This is a genomic window from Streptomyces sp. VTCC 41912 (assembly GCF_045799175.1).
GTDB lineage: Bacteria > Actinomycetota > Actinomycetes > Streptomycetales > Streptomycetaceae > Streptomyces > Streptomyces albulus_C.
The window spans coordinates 1-10,782 of the sequence record NZ_JBJMAB010000002.1 but is presented as its reverse complement, the minus strand read 5'-3'; the positions used below and the strand labels follow the sequence as shown (position 1 = coordinate 10,782).

Genomic DNA, 10,782 nt, shown 5'->3' with positions numbered 1-10,782 from the left:
TGCATTTGGGGGCCACGGGAAGTGAAACCTCAGCCACTACAGCCATCACAGCCATTGCGGCCGTGACCGCCGTGACAGCCACCGCACCGCCGCCTCCGCCCTGCTCCGCGCCGCCCCGGCCGGTGCGGATCGGGCGTCCAAGCCCATTGTCGGTGCTGTGCGGCAGGATGGACCGAATGAAGGGGACCGGAGACACGCACAGCGCCGGCGCCGCCGGTGACCGGGCCGCGCCGGACGACGCACCGGGCACCGCGGTCGAGCTGCCCGACTACGCGGAGCGGGTCCTCGGCGTCGCCGAGCTGATCCCACCCGGCAGGGTCATGACGTACGGCGACGTCGCCGAGTGGCTCAAGGACGAGGAGCACCCCCGGGGGCCGGCGCCGGGCGGCCCCCGGCAGGTGGGGCGGGTGATGGCCCTCTACGGCGGCGCGGTGCCGTGGTGGCGGGTGGTGCGCGCGGACGGCGTGCTGCTGCCCGGGAGCGAACTGCGCGCCCTGGCCCACTACCGGGACGAGGGCACGCCCCTGAAGGGCGCCCCGGCCGCGTCCGAGGGCCACATACCGCGGATCGACATGCGGCGGGCCCGGTGGGACGGCGGCGACGGGGCGTAGCGCACCGGCGCTCCCGCCGTCGGCCGGCAGGGCGGCGGCGGGAGCCCTGCCGGCAGACCCGGCCGCGCGGCTCCCCGGGGCCGGCGGCCGGACCCGCGGTCGGCCCGGTCGGCTCCCCGACCCGGTACGGTCGAGGACTGCCGTCCCGGCCGCGGTCCACCGCGACCGTCCCGACGGCCGGGACGCCCGGCGATACCGTCCGGCACCGTCCGCACCACGACCAGCACCTCCCTCCCAGGACCGGCGATCCACGTGAGTTCCTCCCTTCCGGCCGTCGGGCCGGCGCAGCCCCGCGCGGCGGCGCGGCGCGGCGCCCCCGGCGCGTACCGCCTGGTGCGCACCCCGCCGGAGCGGACCGCGCCCCCCGACCTGGACGACGCCCAGCGCGCGGTGGTGGCGCACCGCGACGGCCCGCTGCTGGTCCTCGCCGGCCCGGGGACGGGCAAGACCACGACCCTGGTGGAATCCGTGGTGCGCCGCATCCGGGAGGGCGGCGACCCCGAGCGGATCCTCGTCCTCACCTTCAGCCGGAAGGCCGCGGTGGCCCTCCGCGACCGGCTGGCGGCGCGCCTGGCCGACGCGGAGGGGCTCCCCGAGGGACCCGGTGGGCGCCGGACGGGCGTCCCCCAGGCCACCACCTTCCACTCCTTCTGTTACGCCCTGGTCCGCGCCCATCAGGACGCGGACCTCTTCGCCGACCCGTTGCGGCTGCTGTCCGGCCCCGAGCAGGACCTGGTCGTCCGCGAGCTCCTGGAGGGGCAGGCGGAGCTGGCCGGCGCCGGCCGCGCCCGGGCGGGCTGGCCGGACGAGCTGCGGGCCTGCCTGACCACCCGCGGCTTCGCCGACGAGGTCCGCGCGGTGCTGGCCCGCAGCCGGGAGCTGGGCCTGGACCCGGACGCGCTGGGCGACTTCGCCCGCCGCACCGGCCGCCCCGACTGGCAGGCCGCGGCCGCCTTCCTCGCCGAGTACCTCGACGTCCTGGACGCCCAGGGGGTGCTGGACTACGCCGAGTTGGTGCACCGGGCGGTGCTGCTGGCGGAGGGCCCGGAGGCCGCCGCCCGACTGGCCGGTGCCTACGACGCGGTCTACGTCGACGAGTACCAGGACACCGACGTCGCCCAGGTGCGGCTGCTGCGGGCGCTCGCCGGCCACCAGGGCGCGCCGGCCGCGGCCGGCTCCCCGGGGCGCACGCTGCTCGCCTTCGGCGACCCCGACCAGTCGATCTACGCGTTCCGGGGCGCCGACGTCAACGGCATCCTCGACTTCCCGGAGACCTTCCGGCGGGCCGACGGGGAACCAGCCCCGGTGGCCGTCCTGCGCACCTCCCGCCGCTCCGGCGCCGCCCTGTTGGCCGCCACCCGGCTGATCACCCGCCGGATGCCGCTCACCCGCCTGCCGTCCGCCGCCGTCCGCGCCCACCGCGAGCCGACGCCCGTACGGGACGGCGGCCGGGTCGCGGCGTACACGTACCCGACGCCCGGCGCCGAGTTGGACAACATCGCGGACCTGCTCCGCCGGGCCCACCTGGAGGAGGGGGTGCCCTGGCGCGAGATGGCCGTGCTGGTGCGCGCCGGGGGGCGCTCGATCCCGACCCTGCGCCGGGCGCTCACCGCCGCCGGGGTCCCGCTCGACATCGACGGCGACGACCTGCCGCTGCGCCACGAACCGGCGGTCGGCCCGCTCCTGACCGCGCTGCGGGTGGCCGCGGGGGCGCCGGCCGAGCGATCCACCGGCGGGGCCGCGCGCGGCGACACCGCCGCCGACGTCGAGGCGGCAGACGCCGTGACGGCCGTGGCCGCCGAGCACGCCGAGCAGGCCGGGCACGCCCACGATGCCGAGGACACCTCCGTGGACGCCGCCGAGGCGTCCGACGCCGTCGTGGCGGGCGCGGCGGAGACGACCGACGCCCCGGACCGCGCCACCGCCCCGCGGATCGACGCCGAGACCGCCATAGACCTGCTCACCTCCCCCCTGGGCGGCATGGACGCCGCCGACCTGCGGCGGCTGGGCCGGGCGCTGCGCGAGGAGGAGCGGGCGGCCGGCCGGCCGCTGCCGCCGCCCTCCGACGAGCTGATCGCCCGCGCGCTGGCCGAGCCCGAGCGGCTGGTGGCGCACGATCCCGGATACGCCCGCGGGGCCCAGCGGCTCGGCCTGCTGCTGCGCAAGGCCCGCGAACTCCTCGCCGGCGGCGGGACGGCCGAGCAGGCGCTGTGGGAGCTGTGGGACGGCACTCCCTGGCCGGGGCGGCTGGAGCGGGCCGCCCGGCGCGGCGGCGCCGCCGGCCGCAACGCCGACCGCGACCTGGACGCGGTGGTCGCGCTCTTCGAGACCGCGGCCCGCGCCGAGGAGCGCACCGGCGGCCGCGGCGCCCGCAACTTCCTGGAGGAACTGGACGCCCAGGACATCGCCGCCGACACCCTCACCCGCCGGACGGTCCGCCCCGACGCGGTCCGGCTGATGACCGCGCACCGCGCGAAGGGCCTGGAATGGCGCCTCGTGGTGGTCGCCGGGGTCCAGGAGGGGCTCTGGCCCGATCTGCGCCGGCGCGGTTCGCTCCTGGAGGCGGACCGGATCGGTCGGGACGGCCTGGCCGAACCGCTCAACCCGGGCGCCCTGCTCGCCGAGGAGCGCCGGCTGTTCTACGTGGCGGCGACCCGGGCCCGGGAACGCCTGGTGGTCACCGCCGTGAAGGCGGCCGCCGAGGACGGTGACCAGCCGTCCCGGTTCCTCACCGAACTGGGCGTCACCCCCCAGGACGTCACCGGGCGGCCCCGCCGCCCCTTGACGGTGGCCGCGCTCGTCGCGGAGCTGCGCGCCACCACCGTCGACCCGGAGGCCGGTCCGGCGCTGCGCGACGCCGCCGCCGAGCGGCTGGCCAAGCTGGCCGCGCTGCGCGACGACGACGGGTACCCCCTGGTGCCGGCCGCGCACCCGGACAGCTGGTGGGGTCTGCACGAGCCGACCGACAACGCCGTCCCGCTGCGCGACCGCGACCGACCGGTGGTGCTCTCCGGCAGCGCCCTCGACCAACTGGCGAACACCTGCGCCCTCCAGTGGTTCCTGGGACGCGAGGTGAAGGCCGACGCCCCCGCCACCGCCGCCCAGGGCTTCGGCAACGTCGTCCACGTCCTCGCCGACGAGGTCGCCTCCGGCCGCACCCCGGCCGACCTGTCCGTCCTGATGGCACGGCTGGACTCGGTGTGGGACGCGCTCGCCTTCGACGCCCCGTGGAAGTCCCGCCAGGAGAAGGACAGCGCCCGCGCCGCCCTGGAGCGCTTCCTGCGCTGGCACGTCATGGAGCGCGAGACCCTCGGCCGGCGCACCGTCGCCACCGAGCACGGCTTCGACGTCACCCTCGCCGCCGGCGCCTACGAGGTCCGCATCCGCGGCAGCATGGACCACGTGTCGACGGACGCCCAGGGCCGCGCCTACGTCGTCGACTTCAAGACCGGCAAGCAGAAGCCGACCGGGCCCGAGGTCCTCCGCCACCCGCAGCTCGCCGTCTACCAGCTCGCGGTCCGCGAGGGCGCCCTCGACGACGCCGTCGACGGGGACCGGCCGGAGCCGGGCGGCGCCGAACTGGTCCACCTGCGGTTGGGCGCGCCCCGCAAGGAGGGCGGCGACGCGCTGCCGGCCGTCCAGGCGCAGCCCCCGCTGGACGGCGAATGGGTCGGCGACCTGCTGGCCACCGCCGCCGGCCGCGTCCTGGAGGAGCGCTTCACGCCCACCACCGGTGCGCACTGCACGCACTGTGCGTTCCGGGCCTCGTGCAGCGCGCTGCCGGAGGGCCGGCAGATCGTGGAGTGAGCCGGCCGCCGGCCCTCACCGCGCGCCCCGACGGGTTGCGTGCACCGTGCTGACCTGCCCGGACGCCGGTCATGACGGGAATGTCAGTGCCGGCCGTTACGGTGTTCGATGTGTCAGCCCGCATCACCGACCCCGAGCAGCTCAAGGAGCTGTTGGGCATCCCGTTCACCCCGGAGCAGACGGCGTGCATCACGGCCCCGCCCGCCCCGCAGGTCATCGTGGCCGGCGCCGGTTCGGGCAAGACCACGGTGATGGCGGCCCGGGTGGTGTGGCTGGTCGGCACCGGCCAGGTCGCCCCCGAGCAGGTCCTCGGGCTGACGTTCACGAACAAGGCGGCCGGGGAGCTTGCCGAGCGGGTCCGCGCGGCCCTGCTGGCGGCCGGCGTCACCGACCCCGACGCGCCCGTCCCGGCCGGCGGCGGCGCGCAGCCGCCCGCCGAGGCGCCCCCCGGGGAGCCGCGGATCTCCACGTACCACGCCTTCGCCGGCCAGCTCCTGAAGGACCACGGCCTGCGCATCGGCCTGGAGCCCAGCGCCCGCCTGCTCGCCGACGCCACCCGCTTCCAACTCGCCGCCCGCACCCTGCGCGCCGCCCCCGGCCCGTACCCGTCGCTCACCACCTCGCTGCCCACCCTGGTGGAGGACCTCCTCGCGCTCGACGGCGAGTTGGCCGAGCACCTGGTGGACCCGGACGCCCTGCACGCCCACGACACCGCCCTGCTCGCGGTCCTGGACGGCGCCAAGCTCAGCAACGCCGAGCTGCGCAAGGTCCCCGAGGCCGTCCGAGGCCGGCTGGAGCTGCTCGACCTGGTCGCCGCCTACCGCCGCGAGAAGCGCCGCCGCGACCTGCTGGACTTCGGCGACCAGATCGCCCTCGCGGCCACCCTGGCCACCACCCGTCCCGAGGTCGGCGCCCTGCTGCGCGACGAGTTCCGGGTCGTCCTGCTCGACGAGTACCAGGACACCTCCGTCGCCCAGCGGCTGCTGCTCTCCGGCCTCTTCGGCGCCGGCGGCGACGGTGGCGGCGCCACCGAACCCGGCACCGGGGCCGGCACCGGGCCCGCCACCGGGCACGCAGTCACCGCCGTCGGCGACCCCTGCCAGGCCATCTACGGCTGGCGGGGCGCCTCCGTCGCCAACCTCGACGACTTCCCCACCCACTTCCCGTTCGCCGACGGCACCCCGGCCCGCCGCTTCGCCCTCAGCGAGAACCGCCGCAGCGGCGGCCGCCTCCTGGACCTCGCCAATCGCCTGGCCGCCCCGCTGCGCGCGATGCACGCCGGCGTGGAGGCGCTCCGCCCGGCCCCCGGCGCCGAGCGGGACGGCGTGGTCCGCTGTGCCCTGTTGCCGACCCACCGCGAGGAGCTCGGCTGGCTCGCCGACTCCCTCGCCCACCTGGTCCGCACCGGCACCCCGCCCGGCGGGATCGCGGTGCTGTGCCGGACCGCGGCCGACTTCGCCGGCATCCAGGGCGAGTTGGTCGCGCGGGACGTTCCGGTGGAGGTCGTCGGCCTCTCCGGGCTGCTGCACCTGCCCGAGATCGCCGACCTGGTCGCGACCTGCGAGGTCCTCCAGGACCCGACGGCCAACGCCGCCCTGGTCCGGCTGCTGATCGGCCCCCGCTGGCGGATCGGCGCCCGCGACCTGGCGCTGCTCGGCCGCCGGGCCCGCGCCCTGGCCCACACCTCCGCGCCCGGTGGTTCGCCCGACGACGACCCCCAGCGGCGCCTCGCCGCGGCCGTCGAGGGCGTCGACCCGGCCGAGACGATCTCGCTCGCCGACGCGCTGGACACCTTCTTGGAGTCCGGCGGTGCCGACGACGGCCTGCCGTTCTCCCCGGAGGCCAGGGTCCGCTTCGCCCGCCTGGCCGCCGAACTCCGCGACCTGCGGCGCTCGCTCGCCGACCCGTTGATGGACGTGCTCCACCGGATCCTCGCCGTCACCGGCCTGGAGGTGGAGCTGTCCGCCTCGCCGCACGCCCTCGCCGCCCGTCGCCGGGAGACCCTGGGCACCTTCTTGGACATCGCCGCCGGGTTCGCCGCCAAGGAGGGCGGCGCCGCCCTCGACGGCGAGGCGACCCTGCTCGCCTTCCTCGGCTTCCTGCGCACCGCCGTCCAGTTCGAGAAGGGCCTGGACAGCTCGCTCCCGGGTGGCGAGGACACCGTCAAGGTGCTCACCGCCCACAAGTCCAAGGGCCTGGAGTGGGACGTGGTCGCGGTGCCCGGCCTGGTGGCCAAGCAGTTCCCCAGCGAGCAGGCCCGGGAGTCCTGGATCAGCCGCGCCAAGGTCCTGCCGCACGCCCTGCGCGGCGACGCCGTGACGCTGCCCGACGTCGCGGAGTGGACCGCCCGCGGCGTCAAAGACTTCAAGGAGGCGATGAAGCAGCACCAGGAGACCGAGGAGCTCCGCCTGGGCTACGTCACCTTCACCCGCCCGCGCTCCCTGCTGCTCGGCTCGGGCCACTGGTGGGGCCCCAGTCAGAAGCGGTCCCGCGGCCCGTCCGCCTTCCTTACGGCGCTCCGAGAGCACTGCGAGGCCGGCCACGGCGAGATCGAGGTCTGGGCCGACCCGCCCGAGGAGGGTGCCGAGAACCCGGCGCTCGCCGAGGCCGCCGCCGACCAGCCCTGGCCGCTGCCGCTGGACCCCGCGGCCCTGGCCCGCCGCCGCCGGGCCGCTGACACGGTCCGCGACCACCTCGCCGCCCAGGCCGCCCCGGCCCCCGCCCCCGCGCCTCCCGCGTACGACCCGGAATGGCCGCCCCCACCGGACGACGAGGAGTGGGCGGCCGCCCTTGAGGACGCGTCGTACCCGCCGTACGAGGACGCTCCCTACGACGACGCCCCCTACGAGGACGCCATGGCGGGGCCCCACGACGAGGACCCCTACGCCTACGACCAGGACCCGTACGAGGGCGCCCCCGACGACGCGTACGCCGCCGCCTCCGCGGAATCCGCCGCCTCCCAAGAGTTCGGGGAATCCGGGGGAGCGGCCGGTGCGCCGGCCCCCGCCCCGCGCCCCCGCCTGATCGCCCAGCGTTCCGCCGAGCCCGATCCGGCCGCCCTCGCGTCCGGCCCCGGGCCGGGCGCGCCCGCCCCCGGCGGCCCGGAGGCCCCCACGGGTGAGCGGTCCGCGTCGCTGGTGCCCGAGGAGCGCCGCACGGTGGCGTCCTGGGACCGCGATCTGGGCGCGCTCGCCGCCGAGCTGCGCAGTTCCCGGGCCCGGGTCCGCGACGTCCCGCTGCCGGCCTCCCTGACCGCCACCGAACTGCTCCACGTCGCCGCCGACCCGGACGGCTTCGCCCGCGAGCTGGCCCGTCCGATGCCGCGCCGCCCGCAGCCCGCGGCCCGCCGCGGCACCCGTTTCCACGCCTGGGTGCAGTCCCGGTTCGAGGAGTTGCCGCTGCCGCTGCTCGGCCCGGAGGAGCTGCCCGGCGCCGAGCCCGGCGAGGCCGCGGAGATCGCCGACGAACAGGACCTGGCGGCCTTGAAGGAGGCGTTCGCCCGGACCCCGTACGCCCACCGCACCCCGTTCCGGGTGGAGGTCCCGTTCCGCATGACGCTCGCCGGGCGGGTCGTCCGCGGCCGGATCGACGCGGTCTACAAGGAGCACGGCCCCGACGGCGACCGCTTCGAGATCATCGACTGGAAGACCGGCCGGCAGCTCCCCGCGGGCGGGGGCGGCGCGGACCCGCTCCAGTTGGCCGTCTACCGCCTGGCCTGGGCCGAGCGGTACGGCCTGGACCCCGCCGCGGTGGACGCCGCGTTCCTCTTCGTCCGCACCGGGGAAGTGGTCCGGCCCGCCCGCCTGCCGGGCCGCGCCGGGCTGGAACGGATCCTGCTGGGCGAGACCCCCGGCCGGTATCCCCCGGAAGGCCGATAGGCTCGGGCGTATGAGCACCACCCCGGACAACGCCGTCCGCGCGTACCTCGCCGACCACCGCGACGCCTTCCTCGCCGACCTCGTGCAGTGGCTGCGCATCCCCTCCGTCTCCGCCGACCCGGGCCGCACCGAGGACGTGCGCCGCAGCGCCGACTGGCTCGCCGCCAAGCTCGCGGAGACCGGCTTCCCGGTGGCCGAGGTGTGGGACACCGAGGGCCTGCCCGCGGTGTTCGCCGAGTGGCCCTCCGGGGACCCGACCGCGCCGACGGTGCTCGTCTACGGCCACCACGACGTCCAGCCCGCCGCCCGGGAGGACGGCTGGCACACCGACCCCTTCGAGCCGGTGACCGTCGGCGGCCGCCTCTACGCGCGCGGCGCCGCCGACGACAAGGGCCAGGTCTTCTTCCACACCCTGGGCGTCCGCGCCCACCTCGCCGCGACCGGCCGGACGGCCCCCGCCGTCAACCTCAAGCTGCTCATCGAGGGTGAGGAGGAGTCCGGCTCTCCGAACCTCCCGGCCCTGGTCACCGCCCGCGCCGACCGCCTGGCCTGCGACGCGGTGATCGTCTCCGACACCGGCATGTGGGCCGAGGACACCCCCACCGTCTGCACCGGCATGCGCGGTCTGACGGACTGTCAGATCGATCTGTACGGCCCCGACCAGGACATCCACTCCGGTTCGTTCGGCGGTGCGGTGCCCAACCCGGCCACCGAGGCGGCCCGGCTCGCCGCCGCACTGCACGACGCCGACCGGCGGGTCGCCATCCCCGGCTTCTACGACGGCGTGATCGAACTCACCGACCGCGAGCGGGAGCTCTTCGCCGAGCTGCCCTTCGACGAGGACCGCTGGCTGGCGACCGCGCATTCGCACGCCACCCTCGGCGAGCGCGGCACCACCACGCTGGAGCGCATCTGGGCCCGTCCCGCCGCCGAGGTCAACGGCATCGGAGGCGGCTACCAGGGCCCGGGCAGCAAGACCATCGTGCCGGCCGCCGCCCAGCTGAAGCTCTCCTTCCGCCTAGTCGCCGGCCAGGACGCCGAGGCCGTCCAGCAGGCGGTCCGGGACTGGGTCGCCGACCGGCTCCCGGCCGGCATCCGGCACGAGATCACCTTCTGGGGCGCCACCCGCCCCTGCCTCACCCCGCTCGACCACCCGGCGTTGCAGTCCGTGACCCGCGCCATGGGCCGGGCCTTCGAGACGGAGATCCGCTACACCCGCGAGGGCGGTTCGGGTCCGGCGGCCGACCTCCAGGACGTCCTCGGCGTCCCGGTCCTCTTCCTGGGCATCTCGGTGCCCTCCGACGGCTGGCACGCCCCGAACGAGAAGGTCGAACTCGACCTGTTGATGAAGGGCGTGGAGGCCACCGCCTACCTCTGGGGCGACCTGGCGGACGCCTGGCGTCCGTCCTGACCCGCGCCCACCGCCGTACCGCTCCGCGCCCGCACGCAGCAATCACCCACGCCATAGGGGGAGTTGGAAACAGCAGTGACCACCTGGACCGACCGCACGGCCGACCGGCCGATCACCTTCAGCGCGCCGAGCGGAATTGACCGCTCAGCCCACCACCGGCTCGACGAGGCATGGCTGGCGGCGGCCTGGAGCCACCCGACGACGCGCGTCTTCGTCGTGTCCGGGGGCCAGGCGCTGATCGACGACACCCCTGACGGCCGCACCGAACTGATCATGACGCCCTCCTTCGAGGCGCCGCTGACCGAGGCCCACCGCTACTACCTCGGCACCGACGAGGACGGCGTCAGCTACTTCGCCCTCCAGAAGGACGCGCTGCCCGGCCGCCTGGACCAGTCCGCCCGCGCCGCCGGACTCCGCGAGGCCGGCCTGCTGCTCTCCCCCCGGGACGCCGGCCTCCTCGTCCACGCCGTCGCCCTGGAGAACTGGCAGCGGATGCACCGCTTCTGCTCCCGCTGCGGCGAGCGGACCGTGATCGCGGCCGCCGGCCACATCCGCCGCTGCCCGGCCTGCGGCGCCGAGCACTACCCGCGCACCGACCCGGCCGTGATCATGCTCGTCACCGACGACCAGGACCGCGCCCTGCTCGGCCGCCAGGTCCACTGGCCCGAGGGGCGCTTCTCCACCCTGGCGGGCTTCGTCGAGCCGGGCGAGTCCATCGAGCAGTCGGTCGCCCGGGAGGTCTTCGAGGAGGCCGGGGTCGTCGTCGGGGAGGTCGAGTACGTCGCCAGCCAGCCCTGGCCCTTCCCCTCCAGCCTGATGCTGGGCTTCATGGCCCGCGCCACCTCCGCCGAGATCCAGGTGGACGGCGAGGAGATCGAGGAGGCCCGGTGGTTCTCCCGGGACGACCTCGGCGCCGCCTTCGCCTCCGGCGAGGTCATGCCGCCCTACGGCATCTCCATCGCGGCACGGCTGATCGAGCGCTGGTACGGGCAGCCGCTGCCCAAGCCGTGACCCGTGCGGCCCGGGGTGCGGTGATCACCGCACCCCCGGCCGGCGGACGGCACGGGGCCGTCGG

General features: G+C 76.5%; 5 protein-coding genes. All 5 read left to right on the top strand.

The genetic code is table 11. The annotated features are described in order from the left end of the window. The first annotated feature begins 176 nt into the window (after positions 1-176). The 5 genes from ACJ6WD_RS03375 (at position 177) to nudC (ending at position 10,718) form a co-directional block, all read left to right on the top strand. Entirely contained in the window at positions 177-611 is a 435-nt protein-coding gene (locus ACJ6WD_RS03375) for an MGMT family protein (RefSeq protein ID WP_331248702.1), read from the top strand. Between the two features lie 252 nt (positions 612-863). Beyond that, positions 864-4,418 carry an ATP-dependent helicase gene (locus tag ACJ6WD_RS03370; RefSeq protein ID WP_407615119.1) on the top strand — a complete coding sequence of 1,185 codons (3,555 nt, stop codon included), beginning with the start codon at positions 864-866 and terminating at the stop codon, positions 4,416-4,418. 110 nt (positions 4,419-4,528) lie between these two features. Further along, the gene (locus ACJ6WD_RS03365; RefSeq protein WP_407615118.1) at positions 4,529-8,296 is read left to right on the top strand and encodes a UvrD-helicase domain-containing protein; all 3,768 of its coding nucleotides are present in this window, start codon (positions 4,529-4,531) and stop codon (positions 8,294-8,296) included. 10 nt (positions 8,297-8,306) lie between these two features. Then, positions 8,307-9,707, top strand: a complete 1,401-nt coding sequence (locus ACJ6WD_RS03360; protein WP_407615117.1) for a dipeptidase — start codon at positions 8,307-8,309, stop codon at positions 9,705-9,707. A gap of 75 nt (positions 9,708-9,782) precedes the next feature. Then, a complete protein-coding gene (gene nudC, locus ACJ6WD_RS03355; RefSeq protein WP_233656864.1) occupies positions 9,783-10,718 on the top strand; it encodes an NAD(+) diphosphatase in 936 nt (311 codons plus the stop codon). Positions 10,719-10,782: the final 64 nt, after the last annotated feature.